Origin of the sequence: Pseudomonas sp. NFACC02 (assembly GCF_900110765.1) — a bacterium.
Lineage (GTDB): Bacteria > Pseudomonadota > Gammaproteobacteria > Pseudomonadales > Pseudomonadaceae > Aquipseudomonas.
Genome location: NZ_FOEO01000001.1, coordinates 398,817 through 419,728 on the forward strand (window position 1 = coordinate 398,817; position 20,912 = coordinate 419,728).

The 20,912-nt window shown below is 61.3% G+C and carries 20 protein-coding genes and 1 pseudogene; 1 reads left to right on the forward strand and 20 read right to left on the reverse strand.

Annotation, left to right across the window (positions count from 1 at the left end; translation table 11 throughout):
* Window positions 1–10: 10 nt before the first annotated feature.
* The 12 genes and pseudogenes from phnK to BMY73_RS02040 form a co-directional block, all read right to left on the reverse strand.
* On the reverse strand, window positions 11–826 hold the full coding sequence (gene phnK, locus BMY73_RS01990) for a phosphonate C-P lyase system protein PhnK (protein ID WP_092404648.1): 816 nt from the start codon (window positions 824–826) through the stop codon (window positions 11–13).
* Entirely contained in the window at window positions 823–1,698 is an 876-nt protein-coding gene (locus BMY73_RS01995; protein WP_092404650.1) for an alpha-D-ribose 1-methylphosphonate 5-phosphate C-P-lyase PhnJ, read from the reverse strand. Before BMY73_RS01995 ends, phnK begins: the two co-directional genes overlap by 4 nt.
* Window positions 1,695–2,768 (reverse strand): carbon-phosphorus lyase complex subunit, encoded by a 1,074-nt coding sequence (locus BMY73_RS02000; protein WP_092404652.1) that lies wholly within the window; start codon window positions 2,766–2,768, stop codon window positions 1,695–1,697. Before BMY73_RS02000 ends, BMY73_RS01995 begins: the two co-directional genes overlap by 4 nt.
* The gene (gene phnH / locus BMY73_RS02005; protein WP_062382546.1) at window positions 2,768–3,373 is read right to left on the reverse strand and encodes a phosphonate C-P lyase system protein PhnH; all 606 of its coding nucleotides are present in this window, start codon (window positions 3,371–3,373) and stop codon (window positions 2,768–2,770) included. Before phnH ends, BMY73_RS02000 begins: the two co-directional genes overlap by 1 nt.
* Window positions 3,373–3,840, reverse strand: a complete 468-nt coding sequence (phnG, locus tag BMY73_RS02010) for a phosphonate C-P lyase system protein PhnG (RefSeq protein ID WP_062382544.1) — start codon at window positions 3,838–3,840, stop codon at window positions 3,373–3,375. Before phnG ends, phnH begins: the two co-directional genes overlap by 1 nt.
* Before the next feature lie 14 nt (window positions 3,841–3,854).
* A complete protein-coding gene (gene phnF / locus BMY73_RS02015; RefSeq protein WP_062382542.1) occupies window positions 3,855–4,589 on the reverse strand; it encodes a phosphonate metabolism transcriptional regulator PhnF in 735 nt (244 codons plus the stop codon).
* 39 nt (window positions 4,590–4,628) lie between these two features.
* Complete coding sequence (gene phnE / locus BMY73_RS02020; protein WP_092404654.1) at window positions 4,629–5,417, reverse strand: phosphonate ABC transporter, permease protein PhnE; 789 nt, start codon at window positions 5,415–5,417, stop codon at window positions 4,629–4,631.
* A 93-nt stretch (window positions 5,418–5,510) separates the two neighbouring features.
* On the reverse strand, window positions 5,511–6,515 hold the full coding sequence (phnD, locus tag BMY73_RS02025) for a phosphonate ABC transporter substrate-binding protein (protein WP_062382538.1): 1,005 nt from the start codon (window positions 6,513–6,515) through the stop codon (window positions 5,511–5,513).
* 57 nt (window positions 6,516–6,572) lie between these two features.
* Complete coding sequence (gene phnC / locus BMY73_RS02030) at window positions 6,573–7,406, reverse strand: phosphonate ABC transporter ATP-binding protein (RefSeq protein WP_092404656.1); 834 nt, start codon at window positions 7,404–7,406, stop codon at window positions 6,573–6,575.
* A 426-nt stretch (window positions 7,407–7,832) separates the two neighbouring features.
* On the reverse strand, window positions 7,833–8,597 hold the full coding sequence (locus BMY73_RS28690) for a methyl-accepting chemotaxis protein (RefSeq protein ID WP_370588222.1): 765 nt from the start codon (window positions 8,595–8,597) through the stop codon (window positions 7,833–7,835).
* 93 nt (window positions 8,598–8,690) lie between these two features.
* Window positions 8,691–9,725 (reverse strand): annotated as a pseudogene (locus BMY73_RS28695) (cache domain-containing protein); the annotation flags it as partial.
* 379 nt (window positions 9,726–10,104) lie between these two features.
* Window positions 10,105–10,545, reverse strand: coding sequence for a VOC family protein (locus tag BMY73_RS02040; protein ID WP_062382530.1), 441 nt, complete (start codon window positions 10,543–10,545; stop codon window positions 10,105–10,107).
* A gap of 107 nt (window positions 10,546–10,652) precedes the next feature.
* Between BMY73_RS02040 and BMY73_RS02045 the strand changes: the two genes are divergently transcribed.
* A complete protein-coding gene (locus tag BMY73_RS02045; protein WP_092404658.1) occupies window positions 10,653–11,522 on the forward strand; it encodes a LysR family transcriptional regulator in 870 nt (289 codons plus the stop codon).
* On the opposite strand, the gene BMY73_RS02050 is transcribed toward BMY73_RS02045, so the two are convergent.
* The 8 genes from BMY73_RS02050 to poxB all read right to left on the reverse strand — a co-directional run bounded on the left by BMY73_RS02050 (window position 11,504) and on the right by poxB (window position 20,855).
* Window positions 11,504–12,490 (reverse strand): oligopeptide/dipeptide ABC transporter ATP-binding protein, encoded by a 987-nt coding sequence (locus BMY73_RS02050; protein ID WP_092404659.1) that lies wholly within the window; start codon window positions 12,488–12,490, stop codon window positions 11,504–11,506. The two genes, BMY73_RS02045 and BMY73_RS02050, sit on opposite strands and share 19 nt — an antisense overlap.
* Entirely contained in the window at window positions 12,487–13,527 is a 1,041-nt protein-coding gene (locus tag BMY73_RS02055; RefSeq protein WP_092404660.1) for an ABC transporter ATP-binding protein, read from the reverse strand. Before BMY73_RS02055 ends, BMY73_RS02050 begins: the two co-directional genes overlap by 4 nt.
* On the reverse strand, window positions 13,524–14,423 hold the full coding sequence (gene ddpC / locus BMY73_RS02060; RefSeq protein ID WP_062382519.1) for a D,D-dipeptide ABC transporter permease: 900 nt from the start codon (window positions 14,421–14,423) through the stop codon (window positions 13,524–13,526). Before ddpC ends, BMY73_RS02055 begins: the two co-directional genes overlap by 4 nt.
* A 1-nt stretch (window position 14,424) precedes the next feature.
* On the reverse strand, window positions 14,425–15,441 hold the full coding sequence (locus BMY73_RS02065) for an ABC transporter permease (protein ID WP_062382516.1): 1,017 nt from the start codon (window positions 15,439–15,441) through the stop codon (window positions 14,425–14,427).
* A gap of 104 nt (window positions 15,442–15,545) precedes the next feature.
* The gene (locus tag BMY73_RS02070) at window positions 15,546–17,114 is read right to left on the reverse strand and encodes an ABC transporter substrate-binding protein (protein ID WP_092404662.1); all 1,569 of its coding nucleotides are present in this window, start codon (window positions 17,112–17,114) and stop codon (window positions 15,546–15,548) included.
* A gap of 182 nt (window positions 17,115–17,296) precedes the next feature.
* On the reverse strand, window positions 17,297–17,851 hold the full coding sequence (ddpX, locus tag BMY73_RS02075; protein WP_256570779.1) for a D-alanyl-D-alanine dipeptidase: 555 nt from the start codon (window positions 17,849–17,851) through the stop codon (window positions 17,297–17,299).
* A 71-nt stretch (window positions 17,852–17,922) separates the two neighbouring features.
* Window positions 17,923–18,774 carry a MurR/RpiR family transcriptional regulator gene (locus tag BMY73_RS02080; protein WP_175500112.1) on the reverse strand — a complete coding sequence of 284 codons (852 nt, stop codon included), beginning with the start codon at window positions 18,772–18,774 and terminating at the stop codon, window positions 17,923–17,925.
* A gap of 359 nt (window positions 18,775–19,133) precedes the next feature.
* Window positions 19,134–20,855, reverse strand: coding sequence for a ubiquinone-dependent pyruvate dehydrogenase (gene poxB / locus BMY73_RS02085; protein ID WP_092404668.1), 1,722 nt, complete (start codon window positions 20,853–20,855; stop codon window positions 19,134–19,136).
* Between the last annotated feature and the right edge of the window lie 57 nt (window positions 20,856–20,912).

Sequence of the window (20,912 nt, forward strand, 5' to 3'; positions counted from 1 at the left end):
TGAATTCAAGTCAGGGCTGCAGCACCGAGGACACCAGCAATTGCGAATACGGGTGTTGCGGATCGTCGAGAATCTGGTCCGTAAGCCCGCTTTCCACCACGCGGGAACGGCGCATCACCATCAAGCGGTCAGCCAGCAGACGGGCCACGGCCAGGTCGTGCGTCACGATCACGACGGCCAGGTCCAGTTCACGCACCAGGCCGCGCATCAGATCGAGCAGCCGCGCCTGCACCGACACATCGAGGCCGCCGGTCGGCTCGTCCATGAACACCAGCCGCGGACCGGACACCAGGTTGCGGGCAATCTGCAGGCGCTGTTGCATGCCACCGGAAAAGGTCCGAGGCAGGTCGTCGATACGGGCAGGATCGATTTCCACCTGATTGAGCCAGTCAAGGCCCGCCGCGCGCAGCTGCTGGTAATTGCGCACACCTTGAGCCATCAGGCGCTCACCGATGTTGGCGCCCGCCGACACCGCCATGCGCAACCCGTCACGCGGGTTCTGTTCGACAAAGCCCCACTCGGTGCGCAACAACGTGCGGCGCTCGGCTTCACTGGCGCTGTACAGGTCCAGCCAGGAGCCTTGTGTGGTGCGGTAATCGATGACGCCACGGTCCGGCGGGCAGCGACCGCTGAGCAGCGATAGCAGCGTCGACTTGCCCGAGCCGGACTCGCCGACAATACCAAGCACTTCACCTGGGTACAGCTCGAAGCTGACGTCCTGACAGCCCTTCTCCAGACCATACAGTCTGGTCAGGCCGTTGACCTTGAGCAGCGGTTGCGTGTGATCGGCGACCGTCACGTGAGAAACCTTCTGAGCGGCGCTCATTGGCCATCCCTCCCCTCATTGACCCGCTGCGCGCAGTAGTCGGTGTCCGAACAGACGAAGCTCTGGGTGCCCTGATCATCGAGAATCAGCTCATCGAGGAACGCGTCATGGCTGCCACAGATGGCACAGTTGTGCGCCCATTTCTGCACCTCGAACGGGTGATCCTCGAAATCCAGGCTGGTGACACGGGTGTACGGCGGCACGGCATACAGACGCTTTTCGCGACCGGCACCGAACAGCATCAACGCCGGGCTCATGTCGAGTTTCGGGTTGTCGAATTTCGGGATCGGCGACGGGTCCATCACGTAACGTTCGTCCACGGTCACCGGGTAGGCGTAGGCCGTGGCGATGTGGCCAAACGTGGCGATGTCTTCGTACAGCTTTACATGCATCACGCCGTAGTCGTTCAACGCGTGCATGGTGCGTGTCTCGGTTTCCGAAGGTTCGATGAACCGCAGCGGCTCAGGGATCGGCACCTGAAAGACCATGATCTGATCGGCGTGCAGCGGCGTTTCCGGGATACGGTGACGGGTCTGGATGATCGTCGCCTCCGGCGTGCGCTCAGTGGTCTCGACACCGGCGGTGCGGGCGAAGAAGCGGCGGATCGACACCGCGTTGGTGGTGTCGTCGGCGCCCTGATCAATGACCTTGAGCACGTCTTCGGCGCCCAGGATCGCGGCGGTCAGTTGCATGCCACCGGTCCCCCATCCGTAAGGCAGCGGCATTTCACGACCGCCGAACGGCACCTGGTAACCCGGGATCGCCACGGCTTTGAGCAGGCCGCGGCGGATCATGCGTTTGGTTTGCTCATCCAGATAAGCGAAATTGTAGGCCTCGTCGCGCGGCGGCCGAGGTTGCGTTGCGGCATTCATAAGGCCTGCTCCCTGGAAGGCTTGCGCAGTTTGCGGATCAGTTCCAGTTCGGCCTGGAAGTCGACGTAGTGCGGCAGTTTCAGGTGTGAGACGAAACCCGAGGCTTCGACGTTGTCGCAGTGGGCGAGCACAAACTCTTCCTGCTGCGCGGGCGAGATGATTTCTTCGGCGTACTCACCGGCACGCAGCGAACGGTCCACCAGCGCCATGCCCATCGCCTTGCGCTCGGCGTGACCGAACGCCAGGCCATAACCGCGGGTGAATTGCGGCAGCTCTGTGGCGGAACCGACGAACTGGTTGACCATCTCGCACTCGGTGACTTCGATGGCGCCGATGGAGATCGGGAAGCCCAGCTCTTCGGGCTCGATCCAGACTTCCACCTCACCGACCCGAATCTCGCCGGCAAACGGGTGATTACGGCCGTAGCCACGCTGTGTCGAGTAACCCAACGCCAGGAGAAAACCCTCGTCGCCACGGGCCAGGGCCTGCAAGCGCTCGGCGCGACTGGCTGGGTATTCAAGCGGTTCGCGAGTGATGTCCGCGACCGACGCGCCAGTGTCGGCCTCCTCCTTGATCAGCCCTTCCTTGGCCAACAAACCCAGCACCCGGGGGCAGGCCTCGACGGCAGCGTCCTGCTTGCCTTGCGGTCCTGGGTATTCACCCTCGGCCAACAGGGTGAAATCCAGCAGACGGTGGGTGTAGTCGAAGGTCGGCCCCAACAACTGCCCGCCCGGGACGTCCTTGAAGGTCGCGGACAGACGACGATTGAGTTGCATCGACGAGGTGTCGATCGGCAGGCTCGCGCTGAAACGCGGCAGCGTCGTGCGATAAGCCCGCAGCAGAAAGATCGCTTCGACCAGATCGCCGGCCGCCTGCTTGATCGCCAGCGCGGCGAGTTCTTCGTCGTACAGCGACCCTTCGGTCATGACCCGGGCCACGGCCAGCGGCAGTTGCTGACGGATTTGCTCGACGGCCAGTTCGGCGACCGACGTGTCGCCCCGGCGTTTCTTAGCCAGCAGTTTGTGCGCATTGTCGATGGCTTGTTCGCCACCCTTGACGGCCACGTACATCATGCACCTCCGTTCTTGAACGCGACCTGGGTGCTGCGCGGCAAGCCCATGAGTTCGCTGCCCGCGAGGAAAAACACGTCGAGGCCACGGGGGAAATCGTTGTGCGCTTCGCGCGCTTCCCAGAACGCTTCCTGCAACGGCAGGCTCACGTGGTTCTGGTTTTCGATGCCGGGACCGCGCAGGGCGACCTGACGCCCGCCCTGCAGACTCGGCAGTTGAATCAGCAGCGTGCAGGACTGGTCGGGATAACGGTCATTGCCCAGATCGAAGCCACTGAGGTCGTGCAACTGGCTATCGTCCAGCAGGGCAAAGCGCGCGTTCTGCCGGTCGCTGACGATCGGGCAGCCACAATGAAACGTCAGGTTGGCGCGAATCGCCTGGGTGTCGAACTTAGGTGCCAGCCACAATGGTGTGTCGATATCCAGCAGCGCGAGGCACAGCGCATGGCTCGCCGATGCCAGGCCTTCAAGGTGCGGCGGAGTCTGCGCCGACAGCAGGCTTTGCGTCACGCCAGGACCGGCCAGGGCTTTGAGGGCTGCACGGAAGCTGCGCTGGGCATCCAGCACCGGGTCGGCGAAGGCAGGCTGTAAAAGGGTCGCACTCATCAGTTTTCTCCTCTGACCAGCGTGAAGAACTCCACTTTGGTCGCAGCGGTTTCGGCTTGTTGTCGGGACCGACGCGCGGCTTGCGCCTGCGCCAGCGGTTCAATCAGCTCACGCATCCAGTGAGCTTGTTGGGCACCTTGCAAATGCGCGTCGGCCAGTGCGGCCAGTTCGGCATGGGCCTTGTCGCGCCCCGCCAGATAGCTGTAACCGGTGCGGCCATCGGCCAGGCGCACGACGCATCGCGTCACACTCATCTCACCGACGTTGAACGGCGCCCCGCTGCCGCCCATGCGGCCACGGACCAGGGTCATGCCGATTTCCGGGGCGCGAATCAGCTGGTATTCGGCGTCACGCAACGCGTTTTCATGGGGCAGCAACTCGGCGCGGTGCGTGCGCGAGAGCACGCCGATCCAGTGCTGACGGGCAGCATGCTCGGGAGCGGTAGCGGGAACAGATGTGGCAGTCATCGAGGGCATCTCCATCAGGTGACGATCTGATACTGAAAGCGGTCGGAACGGCTGGTGGAATGGGCAATCTCCACCGGGTGGCCGTCCGCATCGCGGGAAAGGGTCAGCACGGTCAGCGCCGGCAGGTGGCGCGGCATCAGCAACACGCTGGCCTCTTCACGGCTGGGCAGGCGTGCGCCGATGAGGCTGAACGTGCGGCTCAGCGGCAGGCCGTGCGCCGCGAGAAACTGGCGCACCGACCCGCTTTTGTAATTGGCGACCAGGTCGCTGCGGCTGGCGCAGTAACGGTGGCGAATCAGGCTCACCGGTTGGCCGTCGAGACGACGCAGGGTTTGCAGCTCGATCAACGGCGCGTGTTCTTCGAGGCCCAGGTGCTCGGCTTCCTCGCGGGTCGCGACACACTGGCGGCGTTGCAGCAGGATGGCCTCGACGCCATGGCCCTGCGCCGACAGCGACTGGCTGTACGCGCTTTCCGCCGCCACCGGGTACACCAGCGGACGGCCCAACACCTGGGTGCCCTTGCCCTGACGGCGCAGCAGGCTGCCTTCGCGAACCAGTTCGTCGATCGCCCGACGCACCGTGTGGCGGTTGACGTCGAAGCGTGCCGCCAGTTGCGTCTCGGCGGGCAGGAACTCGCCTGCGATGTAACGGTTCAATTCACTGCGCAAAGTGTCCGCCAGTTCGCGGTACACAGGCTCCCGCTGCGGGGATTCACGGTGCAGAGCTTCGGCTTGTCTAGACAACTGCATGGCTGAAAAAAGGGTTCGCACCCTCTCCTGTCGTTGGCATTAGATGAACTGCTTGCGCAGGCGTTGGGAGAAAATGTCGATCACGCTGACCACCACGATGATCACCAGCAGCACCGAACAGGTCTGGGTGAACTGGAAGGCGCGGATGTTTTCCCAGAGGATCACGCCGATCCCGCCCGCGCCGACCATGCCGACGACCGTTGCCGAGCGCACGTTGGATTCGAATCGGTACAGGGCATAGGAGATCCACAGCGGCATGACCTGCGGGATCACCCCGAAGATCACTTCCTGCAGGGCACTGGCACCGGTGGCGCGAACCCCCTCGACGGGGCCCGGATCGATGGCTTCCACCGCCTCGGCGAACAGTTTGGCGAGCACGCCGGTGGTGCTGATCCACAACGCCAGGACACCGGCGAACGGGCCCAGGCCCACGGCGACGACGAACAACATCGCGAAGACCATTTCATTGATGGAGCGGAACGCGTCCATGACCCGACGTAACGGTTGGTGGATCCACCACGGGGTGATGTTGTCGGCGCACAGCACGCCCAACGGCACCGAACAGACGATCGCCAGCAACGTACCCCACAGGGCGATGTGGACCGTGACGACCATTTCCTTGAGGTAGGCGCGCCATTCGTGGAAGTCAGGCGGGAAGAAGTCAGCGGCGAAGGTCGCCATGTTCCCGGAGTCGCGGTACAGCGCCAGGGGGTTCATTTCGGCGCCGTGCCAGGCCCAGGCCATGACGGCGAGAAACAGGCCCCAGCCCAGGTATTGCGGCCAACTGCGCTTGCCGGCGATTTCAACGTAAGCAGCGTGAGCGGTCATAAAAATTCCCGATTGCGAATGCATGAACGGCCGTGGCTGACGCGGCGCACTGCTTGACCCTGAGGCCCCAAGACAGGCGCCGCGTCCGTGACATCAACTCGCTTTGGCGGTGTTCTGTTTTTCCAGTTCCGAAATGCGGTCCTGCAGCTTTGTCAGGCCCGCGTCGATCTCTTTCAGGCGGCTGGCCTTTTCGTCGGCGCTGAGCGTGGTGCTGGCGATGGTTTCGGTCTTCTGCTTGAACAGTTCGAGTTGGCGAATGGTCAGCAACTGGTCATCCGAAGACTTGAGGAACTTGCCCATCTGCATGTTTTTCAACACCGCCTTTTCTTCGTCGGTGTCGCCATAGTTGGCGAAGAACTCGCGGATCTTGTTCTTGGTTTCATCGGCCATGCCCTTGCGCCAGACCATCGGGTCGGCCGGGATGATCGGCGACTTCCAGATCACCTTGAGCATGGCCGCCTTGTCCGGCTGCGTGACTTCCAGACGGTCCCAGCTTTCGGTGTTGAACGTCGCGACATCCAGTTGGCCCTTGGCAACGCTCAGGGCGTTGACCTCGTGGCTCGAGTTCAGCGTGCGTTTGAAGGCGGTGGCCGCATCGACGTGGTTCTTGGCGAACACGTAGTAGCCCGGTACGAGGTAGCCCGAGGTGGAGTTCGGGTCACCGTTGCCGAAGGTCAGTTCCTTGGCATGCTTGAGCATGTCCTCGACCGAATTGATCGGGCTGTCCTTGCGCGCGATGATCAAGCTCCAGTAGCCCGGCGCGCCGTTGGCCGCTGCGGTCTGGGCGAAGATTTCGCCGCCGGAACGGTCCACGGCTTCCATGGCCGCCTTGTTGCCCAGCCAGGCCACGTCGACCTTGTTGAAGCGCATGCCCTGGATCAGACCGGCGTAGTCGGAAGCGAAAGTGGCGTTGACTTTCAGACCGGTTTTTTTCGACATGTCGTCGAGGAACGGCTGCCAGACGCTTTTCAGGTTCTGCGAGGATTCGGTGGACATGATGCCGAAATTGATGGCGCTGTCGTCAGCCTGCGCGGTGCCCATCAGGCAACCGGCGAGCACAGCGGCAGACGCGAGCACGCGACCGAAACGGTTCAACATGGAGAGCTCCTGGAACGTGATTGAGGTGTGTGATGAGTGGTTGAAGCGGCGCAGCCGTCAGGCTTGGGCCAGCGCCAGTTGCGGCGGTCGGCCCGTGTTACGCCCCTTGTCGGCGAACATCAGACTGGCGTCGGCATCGGCGCCATACAGGTCGTTGAGGAACGGGCCGCTGAGGTCGGCGCCGTTACCGTCGAAGTGGATGCGGCCACCTTTAAGCGCCACGGCGCGGGGGCAATAACGCACGGCGTAGTCCACCTGATGCAGCGTGACGACGACGGTCTTGCCGTCCTGGCGATTGATGTCGGCGAGAATCTCCATAACCTTGCGGGCGGACTCAGGATCCAGCGAAGCGATGGGTTCGTCCGCCAGAATGACGTCGGCTTGCTGCGTCAGCGCCCGGGCAATCGCCACGCGCTGCTGCTGACCACCCGACAAGGTCGAGGCACGCTGGTGAGCCAGATCGGCCAGACCGACGCGGGCCAGATTGGCCATCGCGCGGGCCTTTTCCTCGGCGTTGAAGAGTGCCAGGCTGCCACGCCAGCGCGGCATGCGGCCCAGGCAACCGAGCAGGACGTTGTCCAGCACACTGAGGCGGTTAACCAGATTGAACTGCTGGAAGATGTAACCGATGTCGGCACGCAGTCGGCGGACCTTGCCATTGAGTCGGCCCGAGGCCTGCACTTCACGGCCCAGAACCCGGACGCTGCCGCCGTTACTGCGATCGCAGCACGCCAGGCCTGCGAGATGGCGCAACAGCGTGGACTTTCCCGAACCGGAAGCGCCGATCAGCGCGACCATTTCCCCGGGTTGTATAGACAATGCGAGGTCAACCAGAGCGGTCTTGCGAGCAAATGTCTTGTTCAAGCGGTCGACATGGATGGCGGCTGTCATGGGCTTCTCTGTCTGTGATGGCGGCGTCCTGCCGAGGTGAATGTTCGACCGTTCAGCCCATCCCTGGCCGCGTTCGGTGCGAATGACATTAGAGAGCGCGTATGGCAGTTCAATGACCCGTCTGTGACCGCGAGATAACAGTTCGTTGACTATTTGATGCGGGGGAATTTGCGGATTTTGTCGACATGTTTGCCGAAGACAGCGGTCTGTGCGGGGTGCTGGCTAGACAAGTCGAACGACTGCAGGAGCGCGCTTGCCCGCGATGGCCGTGAGCCAATTTATAAATTCACAGACAGAGTGCTTTCGCGAGCAAGCTCGCTCCCACAGGTTGGGTGTACGCCGCGAAGCATCGCGGCGCCACGATCCCTGTAGGAGCCGTCCGAGGTGACGAGGATCTGGACCGCAATCGAACGAACGCGGTGTATCTCAGATCCGGAACGTCCCCACCAGATGCTGCAACCGTGCGGCCTGATGCTCAAGGTGGGCACAGGCGTCCAGCGTTGACTTCAGGTTGTCCACGCCTTCTTGGTTCAGGGTGTTGATCTCGGTGATGTCGACGTTGATCGACTCGACCACGGCGGTCTGTTCTTCGGTCGCGGTCGCCACCGACTGGTTCATGCCGTCGATTTCACCGATGCGCCGGGTGACGCTGTTCAGACGCTCTCCGGCCTGGTTGGCGATGGTCACGCTGCTTTCGCTCTGGCGCTGGCTTTCGGTCATATTCGCCACGGCATCGCGCGCCCCGACCTGCAGCTCTTCGATCATGCCCTGCACTTGCTGGGCGGAATCCTGCGTCCTGTGCGCCAGATTACGCACTTCGTCCGCCACCACCGCGAAACCACGACCCGCCTCGCCCGCCCGCGCCGCTTCGATGGCCGCGTTGAGCGCCAGCAGGTTGGTCTGTTGTGAGATGCCGGTGATCACTTCGAGAATCTGACCGATGTTGGCGGTCTTGTTATTCAGCGTTTCGATATTCGCGCACGACTCGCTGATCTTTTCCGACAACTGATCCATCGCCTGGATCGTCTGTGTCACGACACCCTGACCTTCGCTGGCCAGCTGTGTGGCTTCGCTGGAATGCTGCGACGCCATCGCGGCGTTCTGAGCGATTTCCTGGGCGGCGGCACCGAGCTGATTGATCGCCGCGGCCACACTGCTGGTGCGGCTGGCTTGTTGGTCGGAGTTGCTCATCGATGAGTTGGAAGCGCCCACGACGCGGGCTGCCACTTCACCCAATTGCCCGGCGGTGGACGCCACCTCACGGATCGAACCATGAATACGCTCGACGAAGCGGTTGAACGACTGCGCCAGCGCACCGAATTCGTCCTGCGAGACGATCGACAGACGCTTGGTCAGATCGCCTTCGCCGTCTGCGATGTCCTGCATGGCGCGGCCCATCTGGTGCAGTGGCTGCATCAGCACGCGGATCAACAGGCCCAGCAGCAGAATGATGATTGCCACCGCGATGACCATCGCCGTGATCGCCGAAGAACGGAACTCACTGAGCATCGAGTATGCCGCGTCACGGTCCAGCACCAGCGCGACGTACCAGTTGGCCGAAGACAGGCCCTCAACCTTGGTGAACGAAATGAACTGCGCCTTGCCGCCGGATTCGATTTCAGCCACGCCTGGCGCGATCTTCGGCGCCCCGCTCGGGTAGGCCTCACTGACGTTCTTGAGGATCAACTTGCTGTCCGGGTGGATCAGGATCTTGCCATCGGCGCTGACGATATAGGCATAACCGTGGCCGCCGAAATTCAGCGAGTTAATGGTCTTGCTGATGACGTCCAGCGAGATGTCCGCGCCCGCGACGCCGATCATCTGCCCTTGCTGACGGACCGGCGTGGCCAGCGTCACCACCAGCTTGCCGGATGAGGCCGCAATGTAAGGCTCGGTGACAATGGTGCCCTGCGCGGCGTCGGCCGCCTTGTACCAGCCGCGAGCACGGGGGTCGTAGTCGGCCGCGCGGTTACCGGCCGGCACCGAGAACATCAGGCCATCTTTGCCGCCGAAGTAACTGAGCTGAAAATTGTCCGGGTACACCGGCAGGCCGACGATACGTTGCAAACTGCTGGGTGCCGGGCCGTCGGCGGCAATCTGCTGAGCCATGGAATACAAAAGCTGAGTGCGACTGTCCAGCCAGGTTTGAATGTTCTGCGTGGTCAGACTACCCAGTTGTTGCAACTCTGCGTCTACGTTGTTCTTTAACGTTTCCCGCTGACGAAAATCGTTCACCAGTATGAAGCACGAGAAAGCAACAACAACTATTAGTGCAGCGGCCAGCAGGATCTTTCTGCTGAAACCCAGACGATTGATCATACGATTGTGTCCATAACCAAGAATGACAGCGACGTGAATGCGTAGCCGATCAGGCGCGCGCCGCGCTTTGTACGGGGTTATGCGAAGAAAGGGAAGACGCGGCCTGAAATATACTTCGGCCGCTGGAGGGCAGAGTTTAATGCCGGTCGTCGAGGGCACTAATCACGCAGTACTTATAGGGATAATAGATGTTTAAACATCCGTCTAACGGTGTTTAAAGCGGGATCTGATGATTGCGTTACGCTGATAATCTGTAGGCGCGCACTTGCCCGCGATTGCGGTGTGTTTGAGACGAATTTAATCACCGACACTCTGCAATCACGGGCAAGTGCGCTACTGCAATTAATGTGCGGCGTGTCGGGGGCCAACACGCACGCCGTTATTTCGCAAACAACTGCCCGATGTCCTTGAACGCTTTGAACTCCAGCGCGTTGCCGCAAGGGTCGAACAGGAACATCGTTGCCTGCTCCCCGACCTGCCCCTTGAAGCGCACGTAAGGCTCGATCACGAACTTCACGCCCTGACCCTGCAACCGGTCCGCCAGCGCTTCCCATTCTTCCCAGCCCAACACCACGCCGAAATGCGGCACCGGCACATCATGGCCATCCACCGCGTTGGTGCCCGCATGGGCTTGAGAATCCGTTTTCGGATGTTCGTGGATCACCAGTTGATGGCCGAAGAAATCGAAATCCACCCAGTGATCGCTGGAGCGACCCTCCGGCAGATTGAACACGTTGGCGTAGAAATGCCGGGCGGCGGCGAGGTCATAAACCGGAATGGCGAGGTGGAATGGCGAGAGTTTCTGAGGGGTAGCGGTCACGGTCAACTTCCTCTTTTTGGGATGCGGTCATCTTTACCCATTGAATCGTTGATTGAAAGATCATAATTTTCGCACCGAGCCACAATTATTTTGATCAGTGGGCAACCATGATTCGCGAGTTGAAGACCTTCCTCACCGTCGAGCGCCTGGGCACTTTTGTGGCGGCGGGCAACCAGATAGGCCTGACCCAATCGGCCGTCAGCGCGCAGATCCGCACGCTGGAAAAATCGCTCGGTACCCCGCTGTTCGATCGCAGCGGCCGTAGTGCCACCCTTAACGCGGCCGGTCAACGCGCATTGCCGATGGCGCGGGAAATCGTCGAGCTGTATGAACGCATGGCCACGCCGACAGCCGACAGCGGCTATTTTGGCGAGTTGGTGATCGGGGCCATCGCCACGGTGCAAACCGGCTTGTTGCCCGCCGCATTGGTGCAACTCAATACCCAGGCGCCCACGGTCGAGGCCAAAGTGGTGCCGGGCGTTTCGCAGACCTTGCTAAACAGCGTGGATGCCGGGGAGATCGACTTGGCGATCCTGATCCGGCCGCCCTTCTCACTGCCCAAGGAGCTGTCACTGGAAGTCATCGAACGTGAGCCGTTCGTGCTGATCGCACCTGTGCATATAAAAGGTGACGATCCGCTTCAACTGCTTCGCGAGAACCGCTTCGTGCGGTACGACCGCCACTCGTTCGGCGGCCGTCAGGTGACGCGCTTCCTGCGCGAGCAGAAGATAGAAACACGGCCGGGCCTTGAGCTGGACGAAGTCGACGCCATTGTGCGCATGGTCGAGGCCGGACTCGGCGTGTCGCTCGTGCCCCGAGCAGGTTTGTGGCTGGAACGCGCGCCCCACATCCGGATCATCGAACTGGGCGCGCTGACGTTCTACCGCGAGCTGGCGTTAGTGATGCGCCATGCGAATCGGCAACTGCCGCTGCAGCGATTGTTTCGTGGGTGCCTGGCTCAAACCGACTGCAAATGACACCTCACCCACTCCCCGCCCGCCGCCGCTTTGGCAGGCAGCAACTGTTGTGGGGTGTCGCATCCTGCCGTCGCTTTAGGGCAGCGGTCGCGAAAGAAACACCCGGTCGGCAGGTTGCGGTTGCCCGGCAATTCGGTGGGTGCGGAAACTTGCGCGTCGTCCACCGGCACACCCAGTCGCGGCACGGCGTCCAGCAGCAGCTGGGTGTAGGGATGACGCGGGCGTTCCAGCACCTCGGCGGCGCTGCCCAGTTCGACGATCTGCCCCAGGTACATCACCGCGACCCGGTCGGCCATATGCCGCACCACCGAGACGTTGTGAGAGATCAGGATGTAGGTCAGGTCACGACTGCGTTGCAGCTCGGCGAGCAGATTGAGGATCTGCGCCTGCACCGAGATATCCAGCGCCGAGGTCGGCTCGTCGAGGACGATGATGTCCGGGTTCGACGACAGCGCCCTGGCGATCGCGATGCGCTGCCGTTGACCACCGGAAAACTGATGGGGAAAACGGTCCATGTACTCCGTACGGATCCCGACCTGAGAAGCCACATTGGCAGCGATGTCGCGCATGTCCCGACGCGGTGCCGAACGCTGGACGAACAACGGCTCGGTGATCACCTTCCACACCGGCAGGCGCGGATCGAGGGACGATTGCGGGTCCTGAAACACGATCTGCACGTTGCTGCTGCGTTCCTTGGCGTTGTTGTAAATCCACTCAAGCTTGCCCGACGTCGGCTTGATCAGGCCCATCAGCAACTGCGCCAATGTGCTCTTGCCACACCCCGACTCTCCCACCACGCCCAGGGTTTCTCCGGCCCGCACCTGCAGGTCGATGCCATTCAAGGCGTGGGCCAGGGCTTTGGGGCGGCCAAGCCAATCCTTGCCCATGGGGTAATGCACGCGCACGTCTTCAAGCCCCAGAATGATCGGGTGTTCGTCAGGCAGTGATTTGAGCGCTGCACGGATCATGATGGCATCTCCTGCGCTGATGAATGGGACGGCTCGGTCAACCAGCAAGCGCTCTTGCGATCAGCAACGGCATCGATGACCTGCATGGGCGGACGTTGCAGGCACTTTGGCATGGCATAGGCGCAGCGGTCTCGGAAGGTACAGCCCTCAGGCAAGGCCGACAGATTCGGCACCTGACCGGGAATGGTCGTCAGGTCCTGACCCGGTTCGACCTGTTCCGGCAACCCGCTAAGCAGCCCTTGAGTGTAGGGATGACGAGGGTCGGCCATGACCTGTGAGGTCACGCCCTGCTCCACCACCGCACCGGTGTACATCACGTACACCCGGTCGCAGAACTGCGACACCAGTGCCATATCGTGGGTGATCAGCATAATCGCCGTGCCCCGTTCGCGCGCCTTCTCGCGCAGCAACAGCAACACCTGCCGCTGCACGGTCACGTCCAGCGCCGTGGTCGGTTCATCGGCAATCAACAACTGTGGATCGCAGGAGAACGCCAAGGCGATCATCACCCGCTGACGCATGCCGCCGGATAGCTCGAACGGGTAGCTGTTCATCACCTGCTCGGGATCGGCGATGTGCATGTCGCGTAGCAACGCAATGGCTTTCGCGCGGGCGTCGGTCTTGCTCAGTTGCTGGTGATGAATGATCACATCCAGCATCTGCCGGCCGATACGCCGCGTTGGATTGAGCGCGGTCATCGGTTCCTGAAAGATCATCGCGGCGTCGCGGCCACGGACCTTCAGCAGGTCTTTTTCCCTGGCGGTGAGCATGTCGCGGCCGAGGATGCTCAGGCTGCCGCTCTTCACTTGATAAGCGCGTTCAGGCAACAGCCGCAGGCTAAGCATTGCGGTGACTGACTTACCGGAACCGGACTCACCGATCACCCCGACAATCTCACCGGGATTGACGTGCAATGACACGCCATTGAGCGCCTTGACCGTGCTCTTGTACGCCGGGAACTCGATGCTCAGGTTGTCGATAGTCAATACCGGCGCGGTGTCGACAACGGGATTAGAGGCTTGTGCGTGCATGGTCATTTCCCCTGCTGGCGTGGGTCGAGCAGGTCGCGTACGCCGTCGCCCAGAAGGTTGAAGCCGGTGGCGGTAATCAGAATCGCCACACCGGGAAAGGTCGAATACCACCACTGATCCAGGATGTAATTGCGACCAGTGGCGACCATCGCCCCCCACTCGGCAGTGGGCTGTTGCGCACCCAGACCAATGAACCCCAAGGCCGAGGCCATGAGAATGGCGCTGCCGATGTCCAGACTGAGCTGCACCAATAACGGCGGCATGGCGTTGCGCGCCACATGCCAGAGCACCATGTGCCAGCGCCCCGCGCCAAAGGTTTCGGCGGCTTTGACGTAGCCCATCTGACGGATGCTCAGGGCCTGACCCCGCGCCAGTCGCACGTAAAATGGAATTCTCACCAAGGTAATTGCCAGCATCGCGTTGAACAGGCTCGGGCCCAGCGCCGCCGCCAGCGCCATGATCAGCACCAGCGACGGCACCGACAGCATGATGTCCATCAGGCGCATGATCAGGCTGTCGAAGCGCCCGCCGATGATCCCGGACATGCAGCCCAGCAAACCGCCCGCGAAACAGGAAGCGAACGCCACGAACAGTCCGACCCCCACGGATTGACGGCTGCCGTACAAGACCCGGCTGAACAAGTCGCGACCCACTTCGTCAGTGCCGAACCAGTGCGCGGCAGAAGGCGCCGCCAGACGCTGGGTCAGGTTGAGCGCGTTGGGATCATGGGACGCCAGCCAGGGCGCGAAGACCATGCACAGCAGCACCATCAGGGTGATCAACAACCCGGCCATGGTCAGCGGGCTGCGCCGCACCTGATGGGCCAGATACGCGAATTTGTCCTGCCAGCGCGAAGCCTTGGGCAGCGGCGCCACGACCGGCGCAGTGAGTGGAGTGGACATGTCAATTGACCTCGCCGATGCGTGGGTCGATCAGCCGGTACACCAGATCGATCGCCATGTTCAGCAGTACATAAATGAAAGACACCAGAATCGCGAAGCCCATGACCGCCGGGAAATCCAGCGACTGGATCGACTTGACCACGTACGCGCCCATGCCGGGCCACGCGAACACGGTTTCGGTAAGGACCGCGCCGTACAGCAGATCACCCAGGGTCAGGCCCAGTACGGTCACCGAAGGAATCAAGGCATTGGGCAGCGCATGGCGCAGGATCACCGCCCACTTCGACAACCCATAGGCCCGCGCCGTCCGGATGTAGTCCTCTCCCAGTTGATCGAGCATCGCCGAGCGAATCTGCCGGGCCACTACGCCAAGGTTGACGAAGCCCAATGTGATCGCAGGCAGGATCAAGTGCTGGACGGCGTTGAAGAACAGACCGGTATTCCCCGCCAGCAAGGTGTCGATCAGGTAAAAACCGGTCACCGTCGGCGGCGGATCGAGACCTTCGTCAATCCGTCCACTGCCGGGTAGCCAGTTTAAATGTCCGTAGAACAGCACGATCAGTCCCAGCCCGAGCCAGAACGCCGGGGTAGAAATCCCGGTGACCGCCAGGGTTCGCGCCACCTGATCGATGAAGCGGTTGTGGTAAACCGCCGACAACACGCCCAGCGGCACCCCGACCAGAATCGACAGGGTCAACGCCGCCAGCGCCAGCTCGAGCGTCGCCGGGAAGAACGCTTGCAGGTCTTCCAGCACCGGACGATGGGTGCGGATGGACGTGCCCAGGTCGCCATGCAACAGGTCGAGCATGTAGCGGCCGTATTGGTGGTACAGCGGCAAGTCCAATCCCAGCTGATGGCGAATGTTCTCGACAATCGCATCGGTGGCACGGTCGCCGGCGATGAGACGCGCCGGGTCGCCCGGAATCAAGTGGGAGATGGAAAAGGTAATCAGGGAAACGCCGAACACCACCAGCAGCAGGCCGCCCAGGCGTTTTCGCAAAATATTCAGGAAGGCCATCAGGCACCTCGGTCACGCATTCAATCGACAACGCGAATTAGCTCGCGGACACAGCCTTGACACGGCTCCGCACTGCCTGCGGGGCCGTGTAAAACAACGACGGCTTACTTGGTGATCGTGCCGATGTTGAACACTTGTTCCAGCATCGGGTTGAACACGTAGCCCTTGACCTTCTCGCTCATCGGCAAGGTGTAGGCCTTCTGGTAGAGATAGGCGTACACGTTGTCGTTGAGCACGATCTTTTGTGCCTGTTGGTACAGCTCGGTGCGTTTGGCCATGTCGTTGGTGGTCGCCGACTCGCGGATCAGCTTGTCCACCGCCGGGTTGTCGTAGAACGAACGGTTGCCCGCCAGCCCTTTCAGCTTCGAATCGAAGAAGAAGTTCATAAACATGTAGGGATCGGCGAAATCCGGGCTCCAGGATCCGATGGCAATGTCGAAGTCGCCGGTGCCCAGACGTTCACGCATGCTTGCGTTGGCCAGCTTCTCCATTTTCAGATTCACGCCCAGAGACTGCAGACCGGCTTGCAGCGTCAGACCGATCGGCTCCCAGTTCGGGTCCTTGTCGGAGTACATGAAGGTCAGGTTGCTGATCTTCGGCGAGACTTTGGCCAGGTCTTCCTTCGCCTTGGTCATGTCCTGTTTGAACGCAGGCTGCTTCTCGTCGTACGCCCACATACCCTGAGGGATCGGTCCGTTCAGTGGCTTGGCCTTGCCTTTGAGAATGCCGTTGATGATGCCGTCATAATCGAGCGACTCGACGATGGCGCGACGTGCATCAGGGTTGTTCATCGGCGCTTTCTGGGTGTTCAAGTAGAGCAACGTGACACGCAGTGAGGGATAGTCGCCCACCACGATGCCGGATTTCTTCGCCAGTGCTTCGAGCTGGTCTTCGGGCATGTCCTCGATGATGTCCAGATCGCCGTGTTCCAGTTGCAGTCGACGCACGGAGGCCTCACCGATGATCTTCACCACGACCTTTTTCAGGGTCGGCTTGGGACCGGCGTAGTAGCTGTTCTGCTCCATGGTCAGGGTCTGGCCCTTCTGCCAGTTGACCAGCTTGAACGCACCCGAACCGGCGGTGTGGTTAGACAGATAGGCTTCGGCACCTTCGCTTTTCCTGGCAACATCCGGGTTGATGATCGCCGCGCCGTTGTGTGCCAAGGTCGAGAGGAACGGTGCATACGGCGCTTTGAGCGTGAATTTCACCGTGAGCGGATCGACCACCGACACCGTCATGTCATCTGGAAATGCACCGGACGGCCCTTGCTTGAGCTTCATCACCCGATCAAACGAGAACTTCACCGCCTCGGCGTTCACGTCGGCGCCGTCATCGAACTTGTTGCCGGGCTTGAGCTTGAATTCCCACGTCAGGTTGTCCGCCGAGGTCGACCAGCTGCTGGCCAATTCGCCCATGACTTCCGTGCTGCCTTTACCGTTCTCGACTTTGTAGGTCACTAGCCGCTGGTAGGCGGGATAAGTCACGGTCCAGTCGTTGTTGTCGATGGTCACGGCCGGGTCGAGGGTCTGCGGATCGGACGGTTTGCCGATCATCAGGGTGTCCTGAGGCACGGCTGCGCTTGCCGACTGCCAGGCACCCAGGCCCATGGCGGTGCAGAGGACGGCCATCGCCAGCGTGCGTGGGATGGCCAGTGAGGTAACGATTGATTTCATGCCGGTTCCTTGATCATTCGATGTGTGGAAGTTCGTCAGGTTTGTTGTGGGTGCTATACCGGGCAGTTAAAGCTCGAAGCTTGCGGGCTTCGACAGGGGGCGCCCTGCTCTTGCGAGCCAGGTCGTCACCAGATTCAGCCGGGATTCATGCGCGTCCCGGTCAGGTGTCAGCATTGTCTCGGTCAGTGAGCCGGGCGAATCGATCCGTCGTCGATCAGCGGATAACCGTCGGCGCCCGGCAGCTCGTAGTGCCACCACTCGCTGTCGATGTAGGTGAACCCGGCGGCCAGCATGATCCCCACCAGCAACAGGCGATTACGCTGCACGTCGGCGGGCAGGTCGGCAAAGAACTGGTGAGAATGGTCGCGCATGTCATCGAAGCCTGTGCCCATGTCCAGCGCCTGACCCGAGACATCGATCAGCGTCAGATCGACCGCCACACCCCGGGAGTGATGAGAACCGAGGCTCGGATCACGCACGTATTCAGGGTTGGGCAGCGCTTCCCAGAGCAGGTATTGCGCGTACGGCGGACGGTAGGCATCGAAAATGCGCAGGGTCAGCCCGGCCTGACGCGCCAGTCGGCTGGCCTTGCGCAGGCAGGCTTCGGCGTCGCGGTGCAACAGGCAGCGCGGATCCTGATAAATCTGCTTGCCGGCCAGGTTGTCGACGCCAGCGTAGATCAGGTCGACTTCGACCTGCAGCGCCTGGGCATCGACTTCGACGAGGGGGCTATTCACGTGAACACTTCTCCAGATCAGTTCATACGGTTCATCACGCCTACGGCGCTTTTTTCAATCAAGCCATCGGGCTATTCGAACTGCCCGAACAGTTGTTGCAGTTCGCGGTTCTTTGCCAGGCGCTGATCGAGCCGGTCGCCATACTTCTCGGCCACCGCAGACACCATCAGGTTGAAGAGGCAGGTCAACGGCGCCAGCGAATCCCAGAACTGGCCGACATCAGAATTCAGCTGCAGCAGGTCGGTCGGGTAATCCCGCGCCCATGGACAATGGAAATCGGTGATGAATGCCAGCGCCAGACCCTGCTGGTGCGCCACTTCGCAGAACGTTCGGGTGACGGCCGAGTAGGTGCGAAAGTCAGCGATCACCGCATAAGGATTGTCGAACTGCGAGTTGAGCGATTCGGCATAGGTGCCGGACAGGCCGTCGACGTAGTAAACCTTGGGCCGGATGTATTCGAGGTGCGAAAAGAAGGCATTGAGAATCCCCCGCGTGGTCTGGATACCGACGATGAACACGGCATCGGCGCTGCACAGACGCTCGACGATGCGCGCGAAGGTCTCGCTGCGGGCCAAGGCGTAGACGCGCTGGATGGCTTCGAGCTCCCGGTTCATCGAGCGCTCCAGGGCATCGCCATGGGTGCTTTCTTCGCGAAAGGCCCCGAGACGGTCGGTGATCACCCACGGGCTGACGCTGTCGCCGCGCAGACTCTGTTTGACGTCGTCAATGTTGCGATAACCCAGTGAGCGCAGGAACCGGCCCACCGAAATTCCGGTGGTGCCCGTTTGCTGGGCGATGCTGTCGGCAGTCTCGAACGGCAGCTTCTGGGGATTGGCCAACAGATACCCGGCGATACGTTTGCCGGTCGGCGTCAAGTCGCTGAACCGCTGCTCCAGCGCATCGAGGAAAGAACTCTTGGCCATGAATATCCCGCTTGAAACAGTATTGAAGACAGTCGAAAAATGTTATTAGGAAGTCATTTTTAGACAGGATGTTACCAACATAACATCGCGTTTCGAGGTGGCACAATGATTTTTTTCAGGAGATTTCGGAAGGGATTTTTTGCGTTTCAGGCTGGTGCGAGCGGGACGCAAAATGCGCTTTTTTTGGGCAAAAACACCTCTGGAACGCTCATCTGTAGGAACGTGGCTTGTCCCGCGATCGGCGACGGAGTCGTTGCAAACGCTCACACATATCGTATCTCTAACGCCGCGTTTACCGAACCTACGGCCGGTTCCCGGCCGATCGCGGGACAAGCCACGCTCCTACAGGAGGATGACGCTTACCGGAAATTGGTCTTCGCCAGTTCCAGCACCTGGTCAGCCTTGCCGCTCATCACAGCCTTGAGCATGAACAAACTGAAGCCCTTGGCCTGGGCCAGTTTGATCTTCGGTGGCAGGCCCAATTCCTGTTTGGCGGTGACCACATCCACCAGCACAGGCCCCGGATGTTCGAACGCTTTTTTCAGGGCGTTCGGCAGATCCGCCGAGTCTTCCACGCGAATGCCCAGAATGCCCGCGCCGATGGCGATGTTGGCGAAACTGGTGCTGTGCAGATCGGTGTCGTGCGGCACATAACCGCTGGCCTGCATCTCCATCGCGACGAACCCGAGCGAGCTGTTGTTAAAGACCACGATCTTGATCGGCAGGTTGAGCTGGCGAATGCTCAGCAGGTCGCCCATCAGCATCGACAGGCCACCGTCACCGCACAGTGCCACCACCTGGCGTTGCGGGTACGCGGCTTTTGCACCCAACGCCTGGGGCATGGCATTGGCCATGGAACCGTGGTTGAACGAACCCAACAACGAACGCTGGCCGTTCATGGTCAGGTAGCGCGCGGCCCACAGCGTCGGTGTGCCAACATCGACGGTAAAGATCGCGTCCGGATCGGCATAGGCATCGACCATGCGCGTCAGGTATTGCGGATGAATCGGCTCGCCGTGGGCAGACGGCGTGGCCAGTTCGTCCAGCTCTTCACGCGCCTTGGCGTAGTGATCCAGCGCCTTGTCCAGAAACTTGCGATCGGTGTGCGTCTTGAGCCGTGGCAGCAGCGCGACGAGGGTTTCGGCGATGCCGCCCGCCAGCCCCAAGGTCAGCGGCACGCGTCGGCCGAGCGCCGCAGGGTCGATATCAATCTGAACGATGTTGGCTTTTTCCGGGTAGAAATTCCGGTACGGGAAGCTGCTGCCGAGGATCACCAGCGTGTCGCAGGCCATCATCGCGTGGTAGCCAGAGCTGAAGCCGATCAAACCGGTCATGCCGACATCGAAGGGGTTGGCGTACTCGATGTATTGCTTGCCGCGCAGTGCATGGACGACGGGGGCCGACAGTTTTTCCGCCAGCGCCACGACCTGATCATGAGCGTTGGCACACCCGGCGCCGGCGAGAATGGTCACGGCTTTTGACTTATCGAGGATGTCGACCAAGCGTTGTAGATCGTGCTCGGTGGGAATGACATGCGGTGGTGTGTGATCGACCCATGCAGGTTTGGCGTCCGGTGCCTCGCTCAAGGCGACATCGCCCGGAATCACGATCACCGCGACGCCCCGCTGGCTGATCGCGGCGCGCATGGCCCGTTCCAGGACACGGGGAAACTGCTCGGCGCTGCTGACGGCTTCGACGAAGTGGCTGCACTCCTTGAACAGGTCCGTGGGATGGGTTTCCTGAAAGTAGTTCAGGCCGATTTCCGACGACGGAATCTGCGCGGCGATGGCCAGCACCGGTACGCGACTGCGATGGCAGTCATAAAGGCCGTTGATCAAGTGCAGATTACCCGGCCCACAGCTCCCGGCGCACACCGCCAACTGGCCGGTGGACGCCGCCTCGGCGCCGGCCGCAAACGCTGCAACCTCTTCATGGCGAGTGTGCATCCACTTGATCTTGCCCAACCGCTCCAGACTGTCGGTCAGACCGTTCAGGCTGTCGCCGCTGACGCCCCAGATTTTCGAGACGCCGGCTGCGGCGAGGGTTTGCGCGAGGTAGTCGGCGATGGTTCTGCTGGACATGGGGCAGGTTCCTTGTCGAGTCAAAAGATACGCACGATGCGAAAGCCGACATCGCGC